The 22,224-nt window shown below is 69.1% G+C and carries 21 protein-coding genes and 1 riboswitch; of the genes, 11 read left to right on the top strand and 10 right to left on the bottom strand.

Annotated elements, in window-relative coordinates; translation table 11 throughout:
* From ACLD0U_RS12795 to ACLD0U_RS12780, 4 genes are read right to left on the bottom strand one after another with little or no spacing between them, the layout of a single operon-like run.
* The gene (locus ACLD0U_RS12795; protein WP_410340835.1) at nucleotides 1–804 is read right to left on the bottom strand and encodes an alpha/beta hydrolase family protein; all 804 of its coding nucleotides are present in this window, start codon (nucleotides 802–804) and stop codon (nucleotides 1–3) included.
* A complete protein-coding gene (locus ACLD0U_RS12790) occupies nucleotides 801–2,138 on the bottom strand; it encodes an aminotransferase class I/II-fold pyridoxal phosphate-dependent enzyme (RefSeq protein WP_206551651.1) in 1,338 nt (445 codons plus the stop codon). The genes ACLD0U_RS12795 and ACLD0U_RS12790 overlap by 4 nt, the downstream gene beginning before the upstream one ends.
* Complete coding sequence (locus ACLD0U_RS12785) at nucleotides 2,128–2,961, bottom strand: carbon-nitrogen hydrolase family protein (RefSeq protein ID WP_410340834.1); 834 nt, start codon at nucleotides 2,959–2,961, stop codon at nucleotides 2,128–2,130. The genes ACLD0U_RS12790 and ACLD0U_RS12785 overlap by 11 nt, the downstream gene beginning before the upstream one ends.
* On the bottom strand, nucleotides 2,954–3,640 hold the full coding sequence (locus tag ACLD0U_RS12780; protein WP_206551653.1) for an RraA family protein: 687 nt from the start codon (nucleotides 3,638–3,640) through the stop codon (nucleotides 2,954–2,956). Before ACLD0U_RS12780 ends, ACLD0U_RS12785 begins: the two co-directional genes overlap by 8 nt.
* A 386-nt stretch (nucleotides 3,641–4,026) precedes the next feature.
* Between ACLD0U_RS12780 and ACLD0U_RS12775 the strand changes: the two genes are divergently transcribed.
* The 4 genes from ACLD0U_RS12775 (at nucleotide 4,027) to ACLD0U_RS12760 (ending at nucleotide 9,299) form a co-directional block, all read left to right on the top strand.
* Entirely contained in the window at nucleotides 4,027–5,739 is a 1,713-nt protein-coding gene (locus tag ACLD0U_RS12775) for a dipeptide ABC transporter ATP-binding protein (protein ID WP_410340833.1), read from the top strand.
* A 64-nt stretch (nucleotides 5,740–5,803) separates the two neighbouring features.
* Nucleotides 5,804–7,408 carry an ABC transporter substrate-binding protein gene (locus tag ACLD0U_RS12770; protein WP_206824680.1) on the top strand — a complete coding sequence of 535 codons (1,605 nt, stop codon included), beginning with the start codon at nucleotides 5,804–5,806 and terminating at the stop codon, nucleotides 7,406–7,408.
* A 62-nt stretch (nucleotides 7,409–7,470) separates the two neighbouring features.
* The gene (locus ACLD0U_RS12765; RefSeq protein ID WP_206551655.1) at nucleotides 7,471–8,391 is read left to right on the top strand and encodes an ABC transporter permease; all 921 of its coding nucleotides are present in this window, start codon (nucleotides 7,471–7,473) and stop codon (nucleotides 8,389–8,391) included.
* The gene (locus tag ACLD0U_RS12760; RefSeq protein WP_206551656.1) at nucleotides 8,388–9,299 is read left to right on the top strand and encodes an ABC transporter permease; all 912 of its coding nucleotides are present in this window, start codon (nucleotides 8,388–8,390) and stop codon (nucleotides 9,297–9,299) included. The genes ACLD0U_RS12765 and ACLD0U_RS12760 overlap by 4 nt, the downstream gene beginning before the upstream one ends.
* Nucleotides 9,300–9,332: 33 nt before the next feature.
* Here ACLD0U_RS12760 and thiC read toward each other — a convergent pair whose 3' ends face one another.
* The 4 genes from thiC to ACLD0U_RS12740 form a co-directional block, all read right to left on the bottom strand.
* Nucleotides 9,333–11,138, bottom strand: coding sequence for a phosphomethylpyrimidine synthase ThiC (gene thiC, locus ACLD0U_RS12755; protein WP_410340832.1), 1,806 nt, complete (start codon nucleotides 11,136–11,138; stop codon nucleotides 9,333–9,335).
* Nucleotides 11,135–11,242, bottom strand: a riboswitch (TPP riboswitch). (Overlaps the previous gene by 4 nt.)
* Nucleotides 11,243–11,288: 46 nt before the next feature.
* Entirely contained in the window at nucleotides 11,289–12,278 is a 990-nt protein-coding gene (locus ACLD0U_RS12750) for a M56 family metallopeptidase (RefSeq protein WP_179410275.1), read from the bottom strand.
* Entirely contained in the window at nucleotides 12,275–12,664 is a 390-nt protein-coding gene (locus ACLD0U_RS12745; RefSeq protein WP_179410276.1) for a BlaI/MecI/CopY family transcriptional regulator, read from the bottom strand. The genes ACLD0U_RS12750 and ACLD0U_RS12745 overlap by 4 nt, the downstream gene beginning before the upstream one ends.
* On the bottom strand, nucleotides 12,661–13,251 hold the full coding sequence (locus ACLD0U_RS12740; RefSeq protein WP_410340831.1) for a hypothetical protein: 591 nt from the start codon (nucleotides 13,249–13,251) through the stop codon (nucleotides 12,661–12,663). Before ACLD0U_RS12740 ends, ACLD0U_RS12745 begins: the two co-directional genes overlap by 4 nt.
* Before the next feature lie 76 nt (nucleotides 13,252–13,327).
* Between ACLD0U_RS12740 and ACLD0U_RS12735 the strand changes: the two genes are divergently transcribed.
* From ACLD0U_RS12735 to ACLD0U_RS12720, 4 genes are all read left to right on the top strand, one after another.
* Complete coding sequence (locus ACLD0U_RS12735) at nucleotides 13,328–14,071, top strand: DsbA family protein (protein ID WP_410340830.1); 744 nt, start codon at nucleotides 13,328–13,330, stop codon at nucleotides 14,069–14,071.
* Nucleotides 14,072–14,959, top strand: a complete 888-nt coding sequence (locus ACLD0U_RS12730; RefSeq protein WP_410340829.1) for a cytochrome c biogenesis CcdA family protein — start codon at nucleotides 14,072–14,074, stop codon at nucleotides 14,957–14,959.
* 4 nt (nucleotides 14,960–14,963) lie between these two features.
* Nucleotides 14,964–16,115 (top strand): hypothetical protein, encoded by a 1,152-nt coding sequence (locus ACLD0U_RS12725; protein ID WP_410340828.1) that lies wholly within the window; start codon nucleotides 14,964–14,966, stop codon nucleotides 16,113–16,115.
* A 191-nt stretch (nucleotides 16,116–16,306) separates the two neighbouring features.
* Complete coding sequence (locus ACLD0U_RS12720; protein ID WP_206824841.1) at nucleotides 16,307–17,335, top strand: acyl-CoA desaturase; 1,029 nt, start codon at nucleotides 16,307–16,309, stop codon at nucleotides 17,333–17,335.
* Here the strand turns inward: ACLD0U_RS12720 and ACLD0U_RS12715 are convergent.
* The gene (locus ACLD0U_RS12715; RefSeq protein ID WP_410340827.1) at nucleotides 17,310–17,807 is read right to left on the bottom strand and encodes a hypothetical protein; all 498 of its coding nucleotides are present in this window, start codon (nucleotides 17,805–17,807) and stop codon (nucleotides 17,310–17,312) included. The two genes, ACLD0U_RS12720 and ACLD0U_RS12715, sit on opposite strands and share 26 nt — an antisense overlap.
* 58 nt (nucleotides 17,808–17,865) lie before the next feature.
* Between ACLD0U_RS12715 and ACLD0U_RS12710 the strand changes: the two genes are divergently transcribed.
* Nucleotides 17,866–19,191 carry a cryptochrome/photolyase family protein gene (locus tag ACLD0U_RS12710; RefSeq protein ID WP_410340826.1) on the top strand — a complete coding sequence of 442 codons (1,326 nt, stop codon included), beginning with the start codon at nucleotides 17,866–17,868 and terminating at the stop codon, nucleotides 19,189–19,191.
* A gap of 11 nt (nucleotides 19,192–19,202) precedes the next feature.
* Here the strand turns inward: ACLD0U_RS12710 and pgi are convergent, their stop codons facing one another.
* Nucleotides 19,203–20,885, bottom strand: coding sequence for a glucose-6-phosphate isomerase (gene pgi / locus ACLD0U_RS12705; RefSeq protein ID WP_410340825.1), 1,683 nt, complete (start codon nucleotides 20,883–20,885; stop codon nucleotides 19,203–19,205).
* A gap of 62 nt (nucleotides 20,886–20,947) precedes the next feature.
* Here pgi and ACLD0U_RS12700 point away from each other — a divergent pair, with 62 nt between their 5' ends.
* Nucleotides 20,948–21,790, top strand: coding sequence for a sulfurtransferase (locus tag ACLD0U_RS12700; protein ID WP_410340824.1), 843 nt, complete (start codon nucleotides 20,948–20,950; stop codon nucleotides 21,788–21,790).
* Nucleotides 21,791–21,832: 42 nt separating this feature from the next.
* Nucleotides 21,833–22,222, top strand: a complete 390-nt coding sequence (locus ACLD0U_RS12695; protein WP_179410285.1) for a PLDc N-terminal domain-containing protein — start codon at nucleotides 21,833–21,835, stop codon at nucleotides 22,220–22,222.
* Nucleotides 22,223–22,224 lie beyond the last annotated feature (2 nt).

The following is a 22,224-nucleotide window of genomic DNA, read 5'->3' as shown; positions in this document are numbered from 1 at the left end:
TCAGTTCCCTTCCGGGGCGTCGGAGAAGCCGTCCGCCTTGCGGACGCGGTCGAAGAACGCCTGTGCCCGGGGCGCGAGAGGCGCAAGCTCGTGTGCGGCACCGGCGACGATCTCGAACGTCGCCGGTATGCCGTGCTCGTGCCAGTTCTGTGCCAGGTGGCGGGCGCGGTCGACGCGCGTACGGCCGGCGTCGTTGGCTCCCGCCCGCCAGCGGGGCTCATGCTCGCCGACGTGGATGACGCCGGAGCCGTCGTCGTCCGCGCCGACCAAGACGTGCACGGGCAACGCCTGGAGCCGGGCGTGATCGCGCTCACGCCCGAACACCGCGGCGAAGTCGCCCACTCCCGGCCACCAGGCATGCTCGGAACCCAGCAGGGTCACGTTTCCGGGGGCCGCGAACGCCGCCGCCGACCAATCCGACGGATGCACGAGGGCCAGCCGATGGGCGAACTGGGCGCCACCCGAGAACCCGAACAGCTCGAGCCGGTCGACGTCCAACAGCTCCCGTTCGATGAAGGCGTCGAGCGTCCACTGCAGAACGTCATCGAAGTGCGTGTCACCCGACCGCAGCTGCTTGTACCCGTTCGCGTCGCCCGCATCGGGCACGCCGGCGGGGAACAACGGTGCCAGCAGCGCAGTGCCGGTGCGCTCCGCCCAGTCGAGGAACTCCCGGCGCATGCCGACCGGATCGCGATCACTGCCATGGATGAGCACCGCAACCGCCCCACAGGGTGACTCGGGCACGGCGCTCCACCAGCTGAACCGCGGGTCCTTCACGAGTGCGGTGCCGGTTCCGAACCTCATCGCGTCACCTCACCGGTGCGCACCAGCGCATCGGCGATCGCGTCGGCGTCCTCGACCGGGAGGCGTGACGTGGCGATGCGCACGTGCGGCGGGTTGGGGGCCGACCAGGACGACTCGCCGCGCAGTGCGACCACGCCCTGCAGCGCGAGCGCCTCGATCGTGCGCCCTTCGTCGTGCACCGGTACCCATGCGCAGAACCCGTCGTCGGAGTCGACATCGACACCTCGCGCGCGCAATGCCTCGGTGAAGGCGTCGAGACGCGCCCCGTACTCGGCGCGCGCGCGTTGCACCTGCTGTTCTGTGGCGCCGTCGCGCAGCATCCACAGCAGAGCCGACTGCAGAATACGCGAGGTCCACTGTCGGGTGAGACGGATCTCGGCGTGCGCGCGCTGGATGACCTCGTCGGGTCCGCCGATGACCGCCAGACGCAGGTCGGGACCGTACGACTTCTCGTACGAGCGGATGACGACCGTGTGCGCGGGGCGCAGCTCGGCCGTCGACCAGTACTCGCGGCGCGAGAGCGGCCCGAGGTCGTCGTATTCGATCACCAGGGGCTGGTGGCGTCCGCTCATGTGCGAGACGATGCGGTCGCGGTTCTCGCGCGTCATCGAACGCCCGGTCGGCGCCTGTGAACGCGGTTGCAGGAACACTGCGGCGGGCAGCGTCTGCAGCGCATCGCGCAGCGCACGCTCGTCGAGACCGTCGGGCCCGTACGGCACCGGCACGATGCTCAGCCCGAGATCGACCATCAGGCTGATCAGCTGCGGCTGCGTGGGCATCTCGACGACGACACGGTCGCCCGGAACCGAGTGTGCGTGCAGCACCGCCCAGATCGCGTCGGCGCCGCCGTTCGCCACAGCGAAGCGATGGGAGCGCACCGGCCACGTCGGGGCGATGGCCGTTTCGAGCTCGGGCAGGATCGGGGAGTCGTAGTACTCGTTGAGATTCGGTTGCTGCGCGGCCCCGATCAAGGCCTGGTCCAGGGCCGGCAGCAGCGAGACGTCCGGATGCAACAGACGCAGATCGCGCGTGCCCGGCACCGTCGACATCAGCTCGAGTCGGCGCACCTGACCGCTCGCGCTCGTGACCCGCACTCCGGACTTGCCCGTACCGGCGATCAGACCGCGCCGCTTGAGCAGACCCCAGGCCGCAGAGATCGTCGAGGGACTCACCCGCAGCTCGGCCGCGAGGTCGCGCACCGTGGGCAGGGCTTCGCCGGGGGCGATGACATCATCGCGGATGGACGTCGCGATCGACGATGCGATGCCGCGGGGCGTCACATCGGGGAAGACATCGCGCCGGGCCCAGGCCGGCATCGCACCGTTACCCGTCATGGCGGCGGACCCCGGTGACGAGCTCGGGCGGACGAGGAACCAGATCGAGGTCGAATCGACGCTGCGCGAGCAGCGGGAACGCCGTGCGGGCAGCATCCACCCGGGCGCGATCGAATTCGGTGACCAACAGCGTCTGCTCGACCCCGGCCGAGGCCATCGTCGTGCCATCCGGCGCCACGATCATCGAGCATCCGATCCGAGTGCCGCCGGTCTGACCCGCCCCGATCACGAAGCAGGTCGACTCCAGGGCGCGCGCTGCGCAGAACGTGCTCCAGTGCGCCTCTTTCAAAGGCCCGCGCACCCACGACGTCGGTACGGCGAGAACGTCGGCCCCCTGCAGGGCCAGCGCGCGCGCCGTCTCGGGAAAGCGGATGTCGTAGCAGGTCATCACGCCGACGCCGAAGCCGCCGACGTCGATCACCGGGGGAGCGTGCTCGCCCGGGCGGATCGCATCGGATTCGCGCATGCCGGCCGCGTCGTAGAGGTGGAGTTTTCGGTAAACCGCGCGGATGCCCGTGGCATCGACGACCACGACCGTGTTGAACGGGCGATCGCCCGCCGACTCGGTGATCCCGGCGATCACCGTCAGACCGCTGCCGTCGAGCGCCGCGATCAACGACTGCACGAACGGACCGTCGAGCGGTTCGGCGACCGGTGTCTCGGCAGGGTCGTCCGTGCGGCTGGACGCCGACTCGGGCAGCACCAGAAGATCCAGTGCGGCCTTGCGTGCCGCGGCGATCCACTCACCGCACTGCACGGCGCATTCGGCGGGCGAGAGCGGGGAGTGCAGCTGGACGGCGCCGACCCGCAGACGCTCACCCATGGTTCGCCTCGTACAGGGCGCTCGCGCCGGTGATCGAACCGAGCGGAGTGCCCGCACGCACGGCATCGCGCAGACCCAGGATCACGGGGTCGGCATCGAGCTCTTCGAGGGTCTGCAGGATCCGCTGCGCGTCCGTGCGTGGAATCACACAGACACCATCGGCGTCGCCGAAGACGACATCACCGGGCAGCACGGCGACACCGCCGACGCTCACGGGGTCGTTGATGCGGCCCTCGAACCCGTGGAGCCGCGTCGTCAGCGGAGTCGCGCCGCGCGAGAACAGCGGGAAGCCGAGCTCGGCGATCTCGTCGACGTCGTTGGTGCGGCCGTTGCTGATCGCGGCGACGACGCCCGCATCGGCCGCGATGCCGGCGAGCGTACCGCCGAAGGATGAGCGCGCATCATCGCCGGACTGATCGATGACGAGCACGTCGCCCGGCTGCGCCAGGCCCAGGGCATGGTGCACGGCCGTGGAATCGGCATGGGGGATGCGCACGGTGAGCGCGCTTCCGACGAAAGACGACCGGATCGGGGCGATGGCGGTCAGTCCGCGCACGAAGCCGAGATCGGTCAGATGGCCGAGCGTCGCGGTCGACGACGCACGCAGCCGGTCGACCAGCTGCTCGTCGAGGCGGGGTGCCATCGCTCCGGTACGGAAGAAGCGTGCCCCGCGGGTCATGACTTGCTCCCGGGGGTACTGGGGGTACTGCGCATCACGGATGTCGTGCCTCTCTGCATGTCGACTTCGCCTGGAGGTGCTCGCGGGGAGCGTGATCCGTTCAGGGGAACTCGTCGGTATCGATCTGAGCGCCCAAGCTCAAGGGATCTGATGCTGACTGGTTCCCAGCATAGGAACGCGGTTTGTCGAATAACAAAGATTTATGTTCGTGAACAAAAGTTGCGAAAAGAAGCGCAGATCAAAGGTGTTTTCGCTGAGGGGGTCGGATGCTGTCGGTGCGCAGGCAGTGCTGATTTCGCGCGTTTCGTGTTTGACATGCACCGGGACGATTTCCCTATGCTGAACCCGGCGCCCAAGCTCCTCACTCAGCTCATCGAGGAGCATCCATGTCCCCCCAATGGACCACCCCGCCATCAGGAGACCCGCACCGCGAACACACGGACGGGCAGACGGTTCTCGACGTCGTCGACCTCGCCGTCTCGTACGGCGACCGCGAGGTCGTGAGCGCCGTCGACTTCCGCCTTCGGGCGGGCGAAACCGTCGCCATCGTCGGCGAATCCGGCTCGGGCAAGACGACCGTCATCAACGCCGTGCTCGGCCTGCTTCCGCGCAACGCCCGCACCTCGGGCAGCGTCGTCCTGCAGGGGCGCGAGATCCTCGGCGCCGACGAGAGCGAGATCCGTCCGCTGCGCGGCACCGCGCTCGCGTACGTTCCGCAGGACCCGATGTCGAACCTCAACCCCGTCATGCGCGTCGGCAACCAGGTGGCCGAAGCGGCCAGCGTGACCCGCGACGCCACAACCGCGGTCTACCGCGAGCGCGCGATCGATGCGCTCGGCAGGGCCGGCCTCGATGACGCGCGGGAACGCTACCGTCTCTATCCGCATCAGTTCTCGGGCGGCATGCGTCAGCGTGCGCTCATCGCGGCCGGTGTCGTCAACGCACCCACCGTGCTGATCGCCGACGAGCCGACCTCGGCGCTCGATGTGACGGTGCAGCGGGTGATCCTCGACAACCTCGCCGAGCTCACCGCCGAGTCCGGCACCGCGGTGCTGCTGATCACGCACGATCTGGGGCTCGCCGCCGAACGGGCCGACCGCGTGATCGTGATGCACCACGGGCGCATCGTCGAGCAGGGTGCCTCGCGAGACGTGCTGTTCGCGCCGCGGGCCGAGTACACGAAGGCGCTCGTCGCCGCGGCTCCGTTCGCCGTGGCCAGTCGCTTCGGCGACGGCGAACGGGCATCCGCAGCGCCGCGCGGCAACGCGACCGCGCAGCCGTCGACGGACACGGCCCCGGCGCTCCGCGTCGACGGACTGTCAAAGGTGTATCCGGCTCGCGGCTGGGGCAAGAACCGTCGCCCACCCTTCACCGCGGTCGAGGACGTGTCCTTCTCCATCCCCGCCGGTCGCACGCTCGCGATCGCCGGGGAATCAGGATCTGGCAAGAGCACCACCGCGCAGATGGTGCTGCAGCTGCTGCGCCCGACCAGCGGGTCCATCGTCTTTCAGGGACGTGACACCGCCTCGCTGTCGAAACGGCAGATGAAGGGCTTCCGTCGCGCGGTGCAGTCCATCTTCCAAGACCCCTACGCATCACTCGACCCGTTGTTCTCGATCGAACGCAGCCTGCGCGAGCCGCTCGACGCGTTCGCCATCGGAACGCCGGCCGAACGCGATGCGCGCGTCCTGGAACTGCTCGACCTGGTGCAACTGCCCCGCACGGTGCGATACCGCACGGCCAGTGAGCTCTCGGGAGGGCAACGCCAGCGCGTCGCGATCGCCCGCGCGCTCGCCCCGTCACCCGAACTCGTCGTGTGCGACGAACCCGTCTCGGCGCTCGACGTGCTGGTGCAGGCGCAGATCCTCGACGTGCTCACCGAGGCGCAGCGCGAACTCGGCGTCTCGTACCTGTTCATCTCGCACGACCTGAGCGTGATCGCCGAGATCTCCCACGACCTGCTCGTCATGCGCAGGGGAGCGGTCGTCGAGCACGGGGCCACCGCCGACGTTCTCGGTGATCCGCAGCATCCGTACACCCGAGAACTGATCGATGCGATCCCCGGACGCGCGCTGTTCCGCGACGCCGTCGGCGCGTAGCGCCATCCTCTCCCGCTTTTCCCTCACCCCTCACCACCACCCACCCGAAAGGACGAGCACACCCATGTCTCGACTCTCCTCCCTCCGACGAGGGGGCCTCATTGCCGCGGCCCTCTCGATCTCGCTGATCGCCACGGGATGCACCCCGTCGCAGAGCTCCGCCGACGCCGCCGACGGCGACGCGGTGCTGCGCGTCGGCATCCAGAAGCCGACCAGCCTCATCCCCGGCAACAGCACCGGGCTGTTCGCCAACACTGTCGTCGGCGCGGTGTTCGACGGTCTCGTCGCCTTCGACCCGGTCTCGGGGCAGCCCCAGAACCTCGTGGCCGAGACGATCGAGTCCGACGACCAGCGAGTGTGGAAGATCACCCTCAAGGACGGCTGGACCTTCCACAACGGCGAAGCCGTCGACGCCGAAGCGTTCGCGCGAGGATGGAACGCCGCCGTCGCGCCCGAGAACGCCTGGGTACAGGCCAAGCAGTTCGCCAACATCGTGGGATACGACGCCGTCGCCCCCGCCGAAGGCGAGCCCACGGCGGAGGTGTTGGCGGGCGTCACGGTCGACGGCCCGCTGCAGCTGACCGTCGAGCTCGTCGAACCCGACAGCCAGTTCCCGTTCCTGCTCGCCAAGTCGTACTACTCGCCGATCCCGCAGGCAGCGCTCGATGACCCCGAGGGCTTCGCGAAGCAGCCGATCGGAAACGGCGCCTACCGGGTGACCGAGCCGTGGACCGGCGGCGCCGAGATCATCACCGAGCGCTACGACGATTACGCCGGCGGCGACGTGCTCAACGGCGGCGTGGTGTTCCAGGTCTACACCGGCAACGACATCGCCTACACCGACTACGAAGCCGGTTCGGTCGACATCGTCTCGCTGAACCCGGCCGACATCCCGACCGCCGAGGCGTCCTACCCCGACCTCGTGCGCCGGGCCGCCGTCGACGACTGGCGCAACTACCTCAGCCTGCCGACCTACCTGCCGGGCTACGACGACCCGCAGATCAGGAAGGCACTGTCGCTGGCCATCGACCGCGACGCCATCATCACCTCGCTGCTCGACGGCGAGGCGCACGTCGCCACCGACGTCGACATCCCGGTTAGCGTCGGCTACCGCGACGACGCCTGCGGAGAGCTGTGCCAGTACGACCCCGAGCGCGCCAAGCAACTCTGGGACGAGGCCGGTGGCATCCCCGGAGAGCTGCGCATCGCCTCGGTGACCGGCACCGGTCGTGAGATCTGGGCAGAGGCCATCGCTCGACAGTGGAGCGACGTCTTCGGCGTCGAGGTCAAGCTCGATCAGGTCGCCTCCGAGAACACGTGGCCCGGCATCAAGAGCCGCGAGGTGCAGTCGCCCGTCACCCTGGGCGCACCGGCCGGTCACCCGTCGCCGATCGACACGCTCGGACCGTCCTACTCGTCGAGCGGAAGCGTGAACGGCTCGTTCTATCACAACGACGCATTCGACGCCCTGCTGCAGCAGGCGGCCGCTACCGGAGACGTCGAAGAGCAGAAGGCGCTCTACAACGAAGCGAAGGACCTGGTCATCGACGACATGCCCTCGATTCTGCTGTGGACCTACCCGAGCACGTACGTCGTCTCCGAACGCGCTCAGGCATACGAGCCCGACGCCTTCAACAAGGGCGAGTTCTCGCAGGTCGCGGTGAACTGACCCCGTTGGGGCCCGCCGACGACCTCGGCGGGCCCCACCCGGCCCCGAAAGGGATCCTCCTCATGACGTACTTGTTCACCCGACTCCTGCAGGGAGTCGTGGTCTTCTTCGGCACCTCGCTGCTCGTCTTCCTCGCGGTGTTCGCACTGCCCGGCGACCCCCTCGGAGCGCTGGCGGGAGACGCCGAGCTCAGCGAGACGGTCGTGCGCAACCTCGAGGCGCGCTACCACCTCGACCAACCGGTGCTCGTGCAGTACTGGTACTACATCACCGGGCTGCTGCAGGGAGACTTCGGCACCACCGTCACCGGCGAGAACGTCAGCGACATCTTCGCCCACGCCTGGCCCGTGACCATCCAGCTCGCCCTCACCGCATGGGTGCTCGAGCTGATCATCGGCGTGACGCTCGGCATCGTGGCCGCGCTGCGACCCGGCGGCATCGCCGACCGCATGGCGACGTCGGTGGCGATCCTCGCGCTCGCCATCCCCACCTTCGTGCTGGCCTTCTTCCTGCAGCAATGGTTCGGCCTGTCACTGGGATGGTTCCCCGTGGCCGGCGTCTCGGCGGGCTGGCCCCTGGCTTACCTGTTGCCCGCGTTCTGCATCGCCATGCTCGGTGTCGGTCCGATCGCGCGGCTGATGCGCACCAGCCTGCTCGAGACCGTCTCGGCCGACTACGTGCGCACCGCGAAGGCGCGGGGCATCAGCCCGCTGCGACTCAGCGGCCGCCACGTGTTCCGCAACGCCCTGGTGCCCGTCGTCACCTATCTGGGAGTCGACCTGGGGGCACTGCTGGGCGGCGCGGTCGTGGTTGAGGGCATCTTCAACCTGCCCGGGATCGGCCGCGCGCTGTTCACCGCGATCAACACCCAGCAGGGTTCGGTCGTGGTCGGCATTGTCACCGCGGGCGTGCTCGTCGTGCTCGTGATGAACATCCTCGTCGACATCGCTCACAAACTCCTCGACCCCAGGATCGCGCCATGACACTCACCACCTCTCCCGACTCCACGGCCGTGATCGCGCTGGCCGAGACCCGGCCGACCATCTGGCACAAGCTGCGCCGCAACCCCGAGTTCTGGATCGGCGGAGTGCTCGTGGCCGCGTTCGTCGTGATGGCCGTGTGGCCGGCGGCGATCGCCGGGCTCTTCGGCAACGGCGACCCTGCGGCCTGCGATCTGAGCAACTCGCGCGTCGGTCCGGGCACCGAGCCCGGGCATCCGCTCGGCTTCTCGGTACAGGGCTGCGACCTGTTCACGACCGTGGTCTACGGTGCCCGCAACTCGGTGATCGTCGGCACCGTCGTCACCCTCGGCACGTCGTTGATCGCGGTCGTTCTCGGTGTGCTCGCCGGCTACTACGGCGGTTGGCTCGACGCCCTGCTCTCGCGTCTGTCCGAAGTGGTCATCTCGGTGCCGCTGCTGCTGGGAGCCGTACTGGTGCTCAACTCGGTCGAGGTGCGCAGCGTGTGGATGGTCTCTCTCGTGCTCATCCTGTTCTCGTGGCCGACCGCGATGCGCGTCATGCGCACCTCGACGATCTCGGTCGCCGGCCGTGGCTTCGTCACGTCGGCGAAATCACTCGGCCTGCCCACCTGGAAGATCCTCGGCACGCACGTCGTGCCCAACACGATCGGTCCGGTGATCGTGCTGGGCACTCTGCAGGTCGGCGCCGTGATCGCCACGGAGGCCACCCTGACCTACCTCGGCATCGGACTGCAGGCGCCGGCGTTCTCGTGGGGGCTTCAGCTCTCTCAGGCCGAGCCGTACTTCGCCTCGGCACCGCATCTGCTCTACGTTCCCGCGGTCGCGCTGACGCTGTGCGTGGCCGGGTTCGTGCTGCTGGGCGAGTCGATCAGGCAGGCCGGGTTCCAGACGACGCACGGCGCCGCCTGAGGCGGCCGCGCACCGTCTGGACCCCGTCGGGGATCAGACGGTGCGCATCGCCGGGTCGGGCAGGTAGACCTCGCCGCCCGCGGCGAGGAACTCCTGACTCTTGGCCTGCATTCCGGCGATCGCGGCCTGCGCCTCGGCGCTGCCGTACGTGTCGCGGATGTCCTGCGAGATGCGCATCGAGCAGAACTTGGGCCCGCACATCGAGCAGAAGTGCGCGGTCTTGGCCGGCTCGGCCGGCAGGGTCTCATCGTGAAACTCCTGCGCCGTGACCGGGTCGAGGCCGAGCGCGAACTGGTCGTTCCAACGGAACTCGAATCGGGCCTTCGACAAGGCATCATCGCGTTCGGTCGCGCCCGGATGCCCCTTGGCGAGGTCGGCGGTGTGCGCGGCGATCTTATACGTGATCACGCCGGTCTTGACGTCATCGCGGTTGGGAAGCCCGAGGTGCTCCTTCGGTGTGACGTAGCAGAGCATCGCCGTGCCGTAGCGGGCGATCTCGGCTGCGCCGATCGCCGAGGTGATGTGGTCGTAGCCGGGGGCGATATCGGTGGCCAGCGGCCCGAGAGTGTAGAACGGCGCGCCGTGGCACAGTTCCTGCTGGCGTTCGACGTTCTCGCGGATCTTGTGCAGCGGCACGTGACCGGGCCCCTCGACCATGACCTGCACGTCGTACTCCCAGGCCCGCTGCGTGAGCTCGGCCAGCGTGTCGAGCTCGGCGAACTGCGCGGCGTCGTTGGCGTCGGCGATCGAGCCGGGGCGCAGGCCGTCGCCGAGCGAGAAGGCCACGTCGTAGGCGGCGAAGATCTCGCACAGCTCGTCGAAGTGGGTGTACAGGAAGTTCTCCTGGTGATGGGCGAGGCACCAGCCGGCCATGATCGATCCGCCGCGCGAGACGATGCCGGTGACGCGCTCGGCAGTCATCGGCACGTAGCGCAGCAGCACGCCGGCGTGGACGGTCATGTAGTCGACGCCCTGCTCGCACTGCTCGATCACGGTGTCACGGTAGATCTCCCAGGTGAGGGCGTTCGCGTCACCATCGACCTTCTCAAGGGCCTGGTAGATCGGCACGGTGCCGATGGGGATCGGTGAGTTGCGGATGATCCACTCCCGCGTGGTGTGGATGTCGTTGCCCGTCGACAGATCCATGAGCGTGTCGGCGCCCCACTTCGCGGCCCATTCGAGCTTCGCGACCTCGTCGCTGATCGAGCTGGTCACGGCGGAGTTGCCGATGTTCGCGTTGACCTTGACCAGGAACGCCTTGCCGACGATCATCGGCTCGGATTCGGGGTGGTTGACGTTGTTGGGAATGATCGCGCGGCCCGCGGCGATCTCGCTGCGCACCAGCTCGACGTCGCACTGTTCGCGCAGCGCGACGAACCGCATCTCGGGGGTGATGATGCCCCGGCGGGCGTAGTGCATCTGCGTCACGCGGTGGCCGGCCTTGGCACGGACCGGTACCGGTGTGCGCCCCTGCCATTGCTGCGAGGGTGCGCCGCGGCGCACGGCCGTGCGGCCGTCGTCTTCGAGGCGGTGCCCGCGGGCGGCGTACGTCTCGGTGTCGCCGCGCTCGGCGATCCAGGCGGACCGCCATGGTGCGAGCCCCTCCTCGGGGATGCTACCGGGACCCATCGTGCGGTACACCTGCAGCGGGGGATTGGCCGAGCCGTTGGGCGAATCACTCTGCTGGATCTCGGTGACCGGAACGCGGATCCCGTGGGTCGCGTCTTCGAGCCAGGCGAGCCGGTGGGCGGGATGCTGCTCACTCGACTGCGGCGTCGCCGATGTCGAGGCGGCGGATGCCGAGGACGGGACTTCGGATTTCGGGGTGCGTGCAACCACGGAACTCTCTCACTTCCTACGCCGGTATCAACCGGATCAGGTTCGACGGTCTCAAGCGCGTCAGCTTGATCTCAGCCCTTCTCAGGGCACCCGTGTGGACAGTCCATGTGTACTACGGACGACGAAGGTGGGCAAATCCGGGTCGGCCACTCAGGTCGCGAGACGGCAGCCGGTGAGGATGACCGACAGATATGGTCCGTGCACCACGACGGCCATCAGGGCGAACGCGGCGGTCGCCGCGCCGAGCGCGATCGCGGGAACGAGCGACGCGCCGATGCGCGCGGGGGAGACCAGGTGCCCGATGCGATCGGGCCCTGCGGCATGCAGCACGACCCGATGGGGCGTCGGAGCGTGAGCGCCGACCGTGCCGCCGAGTTTGAGCAGCGCGCTGGCGAGGGCCGGGGTGCCCGCTCGGCGCGAAGCGGCCCGGTCGGCGGCGATCTCGAGGTACAGCGGCACGGCATTGCGGATCGCGGACATCAGCGGGAGCCGGTGCAGAGGAGCGATCACGGCCTCGAGCACGCCGAGTGCGAGGTGATGGCGTCCGTGCACATGCTCGCGCTCGTGAGCGATCACCGCGGCGAGCTCATCGGGGTGCAGGACTTCGACAAGCCCGCGGGAGAGGACGATACCGCCGTGTCGGTGCGGCAGTGAGAACGCGGTCGGGCGCAGGTCGCGCGTGAGCATCACGCGGTGGCCGCCGACGATGCGAGAGTCGGCGCGAGCGGCGATATCGCGCGCGGTGGCCCGTGTCGCGCGGAGTCTGCGCACCCCGCGGAAGATCGCCGTCGCCACCAGAACCAGCGCCCCCGCCAGAGGAAGCGCGATGAGCAGCGCGACGGGGACCACGGTGTCGACGAGGTCGACCGCGGGGAAGGGGGACGACGCGTCCAGGCACCGTTGGCACACGCCGGCCATGCCGCTCGGCAGCACGGTGGGGCCGCTGAGCACCCACGCGAGCAGCAGGCTGAGGGCGGCGGCCGCCACCAGCCAGAGTGCGCCTACCGCCAGCAGCAGCGTGACGGCGGCACGCGGTGCGCGCATGAGCGCCGGTGCCGCCGCGCGTATCACGAGCGGTCCCGCGACGGCGGTGGTCAGCAGCGCGACCGCCAGCACAGCCGGTACGAGCAGCGCTGTCATCGGTCGGGTTCTCTGCGTGCGAGGTAGTCGCGCAGCAGATCGCGTTCGCGCTCGTCGATCGCGTCGAAGAAGTGCAGGATCGCGGCGTCCCTGTCGTGGCTGGTGTCGAGCGCCTGCTCCATGAGCCGTGCAGCATGTAGCTCGCGCGTGCACCGGGCCGTGTACGTCACCGCGCGCGCTCGCCGCTCGGGGACCACCAGTTGCTTGCGCTCGAGGTTGCCCAGCACGGTGGCGATGGTCGTGTAGGCATGCTTGGCGCCGAGCCGTGTGATCACCTCGCGGATCGACAGCGGGCCGTCATCCCAGAGCACGTCCATCACCTGCTGCTCCAACGCGCCGAGCCGCAACGGCCCACACGGCTGTGCCGCCGACCGATCCGGGCTCATGCCGTCACCGCTTGTGCACGTGGGGCGGGGAGCGGGCAGGCGACCTGGCCGCGCAGTCGCCAGACGGCGGCGACGGTGGAGAGGATCAGGGCGGCCGCGGCCAGCAGGGGCTGAGCGGGAGCGAACCATGTGAGCGCGCCGGTGTAGCCCAGGGCGATCAGGGCGATCTTGTTGCAGACGGGGCAGCCGACGGCGAACCAGGCGAGCATGCCGCCTGCGACCGCGAATCGACCGGTGCGGCGCTCCTCGCGCGATGAAGCGGCGCTCCCGGAACCCTCGTGCGATGCGTCGGGGGCGGGCGCTACGACATCGGCCGCCGAACGCTGCGGTTGGACGTAGGTGCCGATCAGCAGGCCGGTCACGGCCGAGGTGATCAGCCAGACCGGATAGTTCCACCAGACGGGTGGTATCTCGCGCGTGAACAGTCCGTTGGGAATGAGCACGGTGGCCACTCCGAGCACGATCGCGACCGCGACCGCCGACGCCGTCGCGATCAGGATCTGCCGCGTGCTCCACGACCGCAGTGCCTGCCAGGCGAGGGCGAGCGATTCTCGCAGAGCGGCGATTCGCCGACGGTTCCGGTGCATGTCTCTACTATGCCCGATAGGTTACTATCCTGCATAGTCGACTATGCAGGATAGTTGACGAGAGGAAGGGTGGCCGATGGGCGGGCATACGCAGAGATCACGACAGTCGGCACGAGGTATCCGCAGCTGGATCGCACCGGTGGGGATGCTGCTCATCGCTGGACTCCTGATCGTGCTGGTGATCCTGCAGATGCGACCGGACGCGGCGTCTGATGCCGGTGAACCGGCCACCGACGGCATCACGGTGGTGCCGGACGGGCTGCCCGACCTTACTCAGTTCGAGTACCGCGACGCCGACGACGTGCAGGCCGCCGGCCCGGTCGACGCCCCGGTCGGCCTCGTGGTGTATTCCGACTACCAGTGCCCGTTCTGCGCGAAGTGGGCACAGAGCACGCTGCCGCTGATGATGGAGTACGCCGACGCGGGCGACCTGCGCATCGAGTGGCGCGACATCAACATGTACGGGGCGCCGTCCGAGCGTGCCTCGCTCGCCGCCCACGCCGCGGGTCTCCAGGGCGAGTACTGGGCTTTCCACGACGCGCTCTACCCCGACGGCGAGATCCGCACCGAGGCAGAACTGAGTATCGAGGCACTCACCGGCCTCGCGGAGCAGATGGAGCTCGATGTCGATCGATTCTCGTCGGACATGGCCTCCGACGAGGTGAAGCAGATCGTCGCCGAACGGGCGCACGAGGCGCGGACCATCGGTGTGACGGGCACCCCGAGTTTTCTTCTCGACGGGCGTCCGATCGTCGGAGCGCAACCGACCGACATCTTCATCGATGCCGTCGAGAACGCGCTGATCGAGGCGGACCGATAGATGGAGATCGGCTTCGTCACGGCACTGCTGGGTGGGATGCTGGCACTGCTGAGCCCGTGCAGCGCGCTGCTGCTTCCCGCGTTCTTCGCCTCGACCGTCGGTACGCGGCTGCAACTGCTGGCTCATGGCGGCGTGTTCTACCTCGGGCTCGTCCTCACACTGGTGCCTTTCGGGCTGGGGCTCGGGGCGCTCGGCTCGGTGCTGATCTCAGAACGCGGGCTGGTCATCGCGATCACCGCCGCCGTGCTGGTAGCCCTCGGCCTCATGCAGGTCTTCGGCATCGGGTTCGACCTGGCCCGGATCGTGCCGGGCATGGACCGCATGCAGCGGGGGGCCTCCACGCGCACGGGCTTCCTGCGCACGCTTCTGCTGGGAGCGGTCGGCGGGGTCGCCGGGTTCTGCGCAGGCCCGATTCTCGGCGCCATCCTCACGCTGGCGCTCGCGCAGGGCAGCCCGTGGGGCGCCGGCGCGATGCTCGCTGTCTACGGTGCGGGAATGGTCGCGCCCCTGGTGGTCATCGCCGCGCTCTGGCAGAGGATGGGCGACCGTGCGCGGCGGATGCTGCGCGGGCGCTCGTTCACCATCCTCGGACGGCAGTTCCACACCACGTCGGTGATCACCGGCACGATGATCGTCGCGGTCGGGGTGCTGTTCTGGACGACGAACGGTCTGGTCGCGATGCCCGCGCTCATCCCCACCGACGTGCAGTCCTGGATTCAGGAACGCGGCGCGTTGCTCGCCGACCCGCTGGTCGATGTCATCGCGATCTTCGTGGTGACAGGCATCGTGCTCACCGTCTGGGCGCTTCGTCAACGACGACGGTCGGAGCCTGCACGCGAGCGGGACGTCGACGCGTCGCGACCGGTGCCGAGCACCAGTAAGCGGTGACGAGGTGCGCCGCCCTCTGAGCATCGCGCTCATCGCCGGAGCCCTGATCGTCGCAGCGACCGCGTGCGCTGCGCCGCTCGGACCCCCACGCCTCGAGTCGGCGCCGCGTCCGGTGGGGACGGCGGCGCCGGAACTGCCGGGTGCCCCGCTCGTGCTGCCGCCGCCGTTCGAGGGGATGCGGGTGATCGACCCCGGGTGGGACGCCCCGCCGCAGGCGGAGGACGGCATCTATCTGGCGCTGCGCGCCGAGCAGGACAGGATCGTGTTCTCTGCCGTCTCGGACCGGGGAACGGTGCTCTGGACAGCAGAGCGGCCGATGCTGTGCTCAGCGTTCGTCGTCTCTGGGGGAGCCGATCGCCCCCTCGCGATCCTGATGGACGTGGATGCCACAGAAGACGGGTTCGCCGGATCGAGCATCTCGGCGTACGACCTGCGTACCGGCGAGGAAGCTTGGGGGCCGGTCGCCGTGCCCGGGCCGCACATCGGTCCGGGGCTCGTGTTCGCCGCACCCCCGCCGGAAGCGATGGGACGCAGCGGGCCGCGAGTGGCCATCGACCCGGCAACCGGCGCGACGCTGGCCGACGAGTCCGACGAGAGCGTCAGGATCCTGGGCGAACGCGGTGGCATCGTGCTGCTCGGCGATCGCACCCGGGTCATCGCGCGCACGGCTGACGACCGTGAGCTCTGGACCATCCCGCGGGAACAGCTCGGGTTGCCCGAGGGCCTGCAGCCCTCGTCAGCTGCCCTCGTGATCGACGGCGACACCGCGCTGCTCGGCGCGCACGAGCGCGGCCCCGTCGACGGCGCCGTGCTTGTGGACCTCGAGACAGGAACCGTACTCTCGCGCACGGCACGGGCGACCGTCGTCGACGAGTCGATGGGCGTCCGCATCGTGCTCGAGCACGGGCTGCGTGCCATCGCGCCGACCGGGGAACAGCTCTGGGCGCGCGCGGCCGATGAGGGCGCAGCGCTCGTATCCGCCGGACACGGTGCGGTGCACGTCCGCACCGACGAGGGTATCCGCGTGCTCGACACGATGTCGGGGCGGCGCCGGGCCCTGCTCGACGCCGACGCCGTCATTCCGCGGCAGATCTCCCTGTCGGGAAGCGGCGTCGTCGGCGACTACGACCGACCGCTGCTCATCATCGCGCGCTGACACAACGTATGCCGCATCGCGTATACCGCCCTGCGTAGCCTGAGACCAGCGATCGGCATCCGCCCTTGGCTTCCTGGCTCAAGGGCTCCGATCGGCAGGAGAACACCATCTCTCTCACTCAGGTCGACACGACCGAGACCATCCGTGGTCGCATCCGCCAAACCTACTCCGGCACAGCCGAGTTCCCGCCGATGGCGCGCGCCTACAAGGACGTGCTGCACGTCGTGAAAGAGACCGGGCTGCTGCATCGCACGCCGGTGTTCTACAGTCTCGTCGCCGCGGCGCTCGCCCTGGCGTTCGCCGGAGCGATCACCGGGTTCCTGCTGCTTGGCGACAGCTGGTTCCAACTGTTGATCGCGGCAGCACTCGGCATCCTGTTCACACAGGTCGCGTTCCTCGCGCACGAGGCCGCGCACCGGCAGATCCTCAGTTCGGGACCGGCGAACTTCCGACTCGCCCGCATCCTCGCCGGCATCGTCGGCATGAGCTACTCGTGGTGGGACTCCAAGCACACCCGGCATCATGGCAACCCGAACAAGGTCGGCAGCGACCCTGACATCGAGGTCGACACGATCTCGTTCCTCGACGACGACGCGGCGCGCTCGCGCGGCGTCGTGCGGTGGATCACCCAGCGCCAGGGCTGGCTGTTCTTCCCGCTGCTGACGCTCGAGGGTCTCAACCTGCACCGGCTGAGCTTCGCGCACCTGTTCTCGCGAGGACCCGTCAAGGGGCGCTGGCTCGAGCTGAGCATCATCACCGTTCGGTTCGCCGTGCTGCTCGTACCGCTGTTCCTGTTGCTCCCCGTCGGCATGGCCTTCGCCTTCTTCGGCGTGATGGTCGCGGTCTTCGGCGTCTACATGGGAGCCTCGTTCGCGCCCAACCACAAGGGCATGCCGATCATCGCCCGCGACGCACGCCTGGACTTCTTCTCGAAGCAGGTGCGCACCTCGCGCAACATCTCGGGCGGCTGGTGGGCGACATGGCTGTTCGGCGGTCTCAACTACCAGGTCGAGCACCACCTGTTCCCGAGCATGTCGCGCCTGCATCTGTCGAAGGCGCGCGAGATCGTGCGCGACTACTGCTCGGCCAATGACGTGCCGTACACCGAGACGACCGTGCTGCGTTCGTACGGCATCGTCATCCGCTACCTCAACACCGTCGGCCTCGCAGCCCGCGATCCCTTCGACTGCCCGATCACGGCTCAGTACCGTCCCTCCTGAGCTCGTCGTCCCACCCGCGGGCGAGACGCCTCAGCCGTGCCACGCGCCATCGCCACATCACCCACAGCACCGGCGCCATCGGCACGGCGAACGCTCCGCCGATCCGCAGTTCATCGCCCCAGCGGGCACGCCCGTCCGGTGCGTCGATGACTGTCATCTCGTGATTCCAGGTGCGCAGCAGCGCGAGCGGCCCCGACAGCGGGCATCCGGAATCGCGCATGGTGCGGCGGCCGGGCGCTGCCGGCACCAGATCGTCGACGGCGATCAGCTGCGAACCCACGGGGATCGCGCCCAGCAGACGCAACGAGACGCGCACGCGGTCTCCCGAGGTGAACCGTTCGGGCGGTGCGCCATCCAACGGAACCATGCGCAGCAGCGGCGCGTACAGTCGCGCGGCAACGGCCGGGCGATGCGCGGCAGCCCACGCCGCATCGGCAGAGCAGTCCAGATCGGTGTCGACACGAATGCGCATGACTTCATTGTCGCCGAGCGGCGATCCCCGTCGTCGGAGCGCTCGATAGCATGGGGCGATGACGACCCTGGTCTGGTTCCGCGACGATCTGAGAGTCGCCGACCACCCGGCACTGCACGCGGCCGCCGAATCGGGCGATGCGATCGTCGCCCTGTACATCCTCGAAGACGCCTCCGAGCACATTCGCGCCCACGGCGGCGCGGCGCGCTGGTGGCTGCACCACTCGTTGCGGGCGCTCGCCGACGCGCTCGCCGAGCGCGGCGTCCCGCTGATCCTGCGGCAGGGACCGACCGAGGGCGTACTGGCGGATGTGGCCGCCGAGAGCGGCGCGCGCACCGTGCTGTGGAACCGTCGCTACGGGCAGGGTCGGCATCACGACGCCGCACTCGTCGAGGCCCTCGGTGCGGACGGCATCCGTGTGCGCACCTTCATCGGCGACCTGCTCTTCGAACCCCACACCGTCGCCACGCAGGACGGCGGGGCCTACCGGGTGTACTCGGCCTTCTGGCGCGCCTGCACCGCCGAGCGGGAACCAGCCGGCCCGCTGCCCGCTCCGCGAGAGCTGACGCCCGCCCCTTCTCAGCCGCGCAGCGATGCGCTCGACGAATGGGCGCTGCTGCCGACATCACCCGACTGGTCGGGAGGCCTTTCCGAGCGCTGGACGCCGGGCGAGGCGGGGGCGCAGCGGCGGCTGGACGAGTTCCTGTCGCATCGTGCGGGACGCTACCGCGCTCGCGACTTTCCCGCGGAGGACAACTGCTCGGAGCTCTCGCCCCACCTGCGCTGGGGCGAGATCAGCCCGCGCTCGGTGTGGCATGCGGCGGTGGACGCGACCGGTGACATCGGCCTGTTCCTGTCAGAACTCGGCTGGCGCGAGTTCGCAAAGCACACCGCGTTCCACTTCGGACCGTTGCACGCGAGGAACCTCAACCGCCGCTTCGACGCGTTTCCCTGGGTGACCGACTCGCACGGCGAGGTCGCCGCATGGCAGCAGGGGCGCACCGGGTTCGGCCTGGTGGATGCCGGAATGCGCGAGCTCTGGCAGACGGGCTTCATGCACAACCGGGTGCGGATGGTGACCGCCTCGCTGCTGACGAAGAACCTGATGACCCACTGGCGGGTGGGAGAAGCCTGGTTCTGGGACACCCTCGTCGATGCCGATGAGGCGAGCAATCCGTTCAACTGGCAGTGGGTCGCCGGGTGCGGCGCCGACGCCGCACCGTACTTCCGCATCTTCAACCCCGAGCTGCAGCAGCAGAAGTTCGATCCGGATGGTCACTACGTGCAGCGATGGGCGCCCGACAGCGACGCCGTGCTGCGGATCATCGACCTGAAGGCGTCCAGGGCGCGAGCCCTGGACGCCTACCAATCGCTCAGCGGCTGAGCCCGGGCGTCCTACGCCGTGCGGTGCGCGCGGTAGTAGTCCAGCAGCGCGCGCGTGGACGGGTCCTGTGCGGCCACGGCATCGGCATCGCCCGCGATCGCCGGGGCGATCTGCAGCGCCAGCTGCTTGCCGAGCTCGACACCCCACTGATCGAACGAGTTGATGCCCCACACCGTCCCCTGCGTGAAGGTGATGTGCTCGTACAACGCGATCAGCTGACCGAGCACCGCCGGGGTGAGCGCCGGGGCGAAGATCGACGTGGTCGGCCGGTTGCCCTCGAACGTGCGCGCGGCGACCAGGGCCCCGGTCGTGCCCTCGGCCTCGACCTCGGCGGCGGTCTTGCCGAACGCCAGTGCCTTGGTCTGCGCGAGGAAGTTGGCCAGGAACAGGGCGTGTACGTCCTGCCCGTCGTCGCTCAGCGGGTACGCGGGGTTCACGAACGCGATGAAGTCGGCGGGGATCAGCCGCGTGCCCTGGTGGATCAGCTGGTAGAAGGCGTGCTGGCCGTTGGTGCCGGGTTCGCCCCAGAAAACTTCGCCCGTATCGGTGGTCACCGGGGTGCCGTCCCAGCGCACCGACTTGCCGTTCGATTCCATCGTCAGCTGCTGCAGGTACGCGGGGAACCGGCTGAGCTGCTGCGCATACGGCAGCACGGCGTGGGTCTGCGCGTCAAGGAAGTTGACGTACCAGATGTTGAGCAGCCCCATCAGCACCGGTACGTTGCGCTCCAGCGGGGTGGTGCGCACGTGCTCGTCGACGGCGTGGAACCCCGCGAGCAGTTCGTCGAACGCATCCGGGCCGAGCGTGATCGCCAGTGACAGTCCGATCGCCGAGTCGACCGAGTACCGTCCGCCCACCCAGTCCCAGAAGCCGAAGGCATTGGCCGGGTCGATGCCGAACTCGGCGACCTTGTCGAGCGCGGTCGATACGGCGACGAAGTGGTGCGCGACAGCATCCGTCCGGCTCTCGTCGCTGCCGTCGATCGCGTCGGATGCTGTCAGTCCCGCCCACAGCCAGTCGCGCGCGAGGCGCGCGTTGGTCAGCGTCTCGAGGGTGGTGAACGTCTTCGAGGCGACGATGAAGAGCGTGGTCTCGGGGTCGAGATCGGCGGTCTTCTGGGCGATGTCGGTCGGGTCGATGTTCGACACGAAGCGCGCCTCGATCCCCGCGTCGGCGTAGGGCTTGAGCGCCTCGTACACCATGACGGGGCCGAGGTCGGAGCCGCCGATGCCGATGTTGACCACATGCGTCACCCGCTTGCCGGTCACGCCCCGCCACTGACCCGAACGCACGCGGTCGGCGAACGCCGACAACGCGCCGAGCACCTCATGCACGTCGTGGTCGATCTGCTGGCCGTCGACGACAAGGGCCGGCTCCGCACCGACCGGTCGGCGCAGTGCGGTGTGCAGCACGGCGCGGTCCTCACTGGTGTTGATGTGCGCACCGGTGAGCATCGCGGCGTAGCGGTCGGCGACACCGGTCTGCTCGGCCAGGGCGACGAGCGCGGCGAGCACATCATCGGTGACGAGGTTCTTCGACAGGTCGACATGCAGGTCGGCCAGCGGCAGCGAGAGCTGCTCGGCGCGCTCGGGATCGTCGGCGAACCAGCCGCGCAGGTCGGGTGAGAAGCCGTCGCGGAGGACCGCGAGGTCGGCCCAGGCGGGAGTGGTGACGGGGTCGATCGGCGCTGTCATGCTCCCCACGTTAGCGCCAGCCGTGCGCCGCATCGTCGGTGTTGCACGCTAGCGTTGAGCCCATGACGCGCGCCCCCGGTACCCCGTTGATCACCGTCGACGAGCTGCGTGAGCACCTCGATGCCGTGCACGTGCTCGACGCCCGCTGGCAGCTCGGGCGCAACGACGGCCGCGAACAGTACCTGGCCGGCCACATCCCCGGCGCCGTCTTCATCGACGTCGAAGGCGATCTCTCGCGCCACGGCGAGCCCCACGAGGGGCGCCACCCGCTGCCCGCGGATGCGGCGCTCGCGGCGGCGGCACAGCGCTGGGGCATCGACGAGGGCGACACCGTCGTCGTCTACGACGACCATCGGATGCTGGCTGCCTCGCGCACCTGGTGGGCACTGCGCCGTGCGGGACTGACCGATGTGCGCGTGCTCGACGGCGGATGGCCGGCCTGGCTGGCTGCCGGCGGCGCGACCGAGACCGGAGACGTGGTCGTGGCGCCCGGAGACGTGCGGCTGGAGCATCCCGCCGATCGCGGAACCATCGACACCCGTTCAGTGGCCTCGTGGCCCGATGCCGGCGTGCTGATCGATGTGCGTGTCGCCGAGCGCTACCGCGGTGAAACCGAGCCGATCGACCCGATCGCCGGGCACGTACCGGGTGCGACGAACCTGCCGATCGGCACCCTGCTCACCGGCGACGGGCGTTTCCTGCCGGCATCCGACATCGCGGACGCGTTCGACGCGGTCGGCGCCACGGGTGCCGTGCCCATCGCGTCGTACTGCGGATCGGGAATCACCGCCGCGCAGTTCGCCTTGGCCGGAGCCATCATCGGCCGCGACGTCACCGTGTACCCGGGGTCGTGGAGCGCCTGGTCGAATACGCCGGGTGCGCCGGTCGCGACCGGCGACGCCTGAGAACCGATCCGACACGGCGCGCCGCCGGGATACCCTGAGACCATGCCGATCCTGTTCTCGCTGATCACCATCGGACTGATGGTGTTCGCCGTCGTGGACATCATCCGCCGCGACGACTCCGACGTGCGGTACCTGCCCCGCATCGTGTGGCTGCTGCTGGTGATCCTGCTGCCGTTGCTGGGCAGCGTGCTGTGGTTCGCGCTGGGGCGGGTGTACCCCGAGGGTGGTATCCGTCTGCCGCGCCGCCGGCCCAAACCATCGCGACAGCAGGCGCCGGCTGCGCCGGCCATGCCGATCGACACGCGCACCACCGAGCAGCAGATCGCCGACCTCGATCGCGAGATCGAGGAATGGCGGCTGCGCGAGGAGATCGAGAAGCGCAAGAAGGAGCACGGCGGCTCCTCGACCGGCCCGGAGACGCAGGAGGGCTGAGC

The sequence above is a fragment of the Microbacterium sp. 2216-1 genome (genome assembly GCF_046507855.1).
Classification (GTDB): Bacteria; Actinomycetota; Actinomycetes; order Actinomycetales; family Microbacteriaceae; genus Microbacterium; species Microbacterium esteraromaticum_C.
This window is presented reverse-complemented; position numbering and strand designations above follow the sequence as displayed.

What these genes read in the sequence shown, in the direction of transcription:
- ACLD0U_RS12760 (WP_206551656.1), top strand. Translation starts at nt 8,388, where the DNA reads ATGACACTCACCACCTCTCCCGACTCCACGGCCGTGATCGCGCTGGCC.
- pgi (WP_410340825.1), bottom strand. Translation starts at nt 20,885, where the DNA reads ATGACAGCGCCGATCGACCCCGTCACCACTCCCGCCTGGGCCGACCTC.
- ACLD0U_RS12740 (WP_410340831.1), bottom strand. Translation starts at nt 13,251, where the DNA reads ATGCACCGGAACCGTCGGCGAATCGCCGCTCTGCGAGAATCGCTCGCC.
- ACLD0U_RS12715 (WP_410340827.1), bottom strand. Translation starts at nt 17,807, where the DNA reads ATGCGCATTCGTGTCGACACCGATCTGGACTGCTCTGCCGATGCGGCG.
- ACLD0U_RS12780 (WP_206551653.1), bottom strand. Translation starts at nt 3,640, where the DNA reads ATGACCCGCGGGGCACGCTTCTTCCGTACCGGAGCGATGGCACCCCGC.
- ACLD0U_RS12770 (WP_206824680.1), top strand. Translation starts at nt 5,804, where the DNA reads ATGTCTCGACTCTCCTCCCTCCGACGAGGGGGCCTCATTGCCGCGGCC.
- ACLD0U_RS12795 (WP_410340835.1), bottom strand. Translation starts at nt 804, where the DNA reads ATGAGGTTCGGAACCGGCACCGCACTCGTGAAGGACCCGCGGTTCAGC.
- ACLD0U_RS12775 (WP_410340833.1), top strand. Translation starts at nt 4,027, where the DNA reads ATGTCCCCCCAATGGACCACCCCGCCATCAGGAGACCCGCACCGCGAA.
- ACLD0U_RS12735 (WP_410340830.1), top strand. Translation starts at nt 13,328, where the DNA reads ATGGGCGGGCATACGCAGAGATCACGACAGTCGGCACGAGGTATCCGC.
- ACLD0U_RS12785 (WP_410340834.1), bottom strand. Translation starts at nt 2,961, where the DNA reads ATGGGTGAGCGTCTGCGGGTCGGCGCCGTCCAGCTGCACTCCCCGCTC.
- ACLD0U_RS12710 (WP_410340826.1), top strand. Translation starts at nt 17,866, where the DNA reads ATGACGACCCTGGTCTGGTTCCGCGACGATCTGAGAGTCGCCGACCAC.
- ACLD0U_RS12790 (WP_206551651.1), bottom strand. Translation starts at nt 2,138, where the DNA reads ATGACGGGTAACGGTGCGATGCCGGCCTGGGCCCGGCGCGATGTCTTC.
- ACLD0U_RS12700 (WP_410340824.1), top strand. Translation starts at nt 20,948, where the DNA reads ATGACGCGCGCCCCCGGTACCCCGTTGATCACCGTCGACGAGCTGCGT.
- ACLD0U_RS12730 (WP_410340829.1), top strand. Translation starts at nt 14,072, where the DNA reads ATGGAGATCGGCTTCGTCACGGCACTGCTGGGTGGGATGCTGGCACTG.
- ACLD0U_RS12695 (WP_179410285.1), top strand. Translation starts at nt 21,833, where the DNA reads ATGCCGATCCTGTTCTCGCTGATCACCATCGGACTGATGGTGTTCGCC.
- ACLD0U_RS12720 (WP_206824841.1), top strand. Translation starts at nt 16,307, where the DNA reads ATGGCGCGCGCCTACAAGGACGTGCTGCACGTCGTGAAAGAGACCGGG.
- ACLD0U_RS12750 (WP_179410275.1), bottom strand. Translation starts at nt 12,278, where the DNA reads ATGACAGCGCTGCTCGTACCGGCTGTGCTGGCGGTCGCGCTGCTGACC.
- ACLD0U_RS12745 (WP_179410276.1), bottom strand. Translation starts at nt 12,664, where the DNA reads ATGAGCCCGGATCGGTCGGCGGCACAGCCGTGTGGGCCGTTGCGGCTC.
- ACLD0U_RS12765 (WP_206551655.1), top strand. Translation starts at nt 7,471, where the DNA reads ATGACGTACTTGTTCACCCGACTCCTGCAGGGAGTCGTGGTCTTCTTC.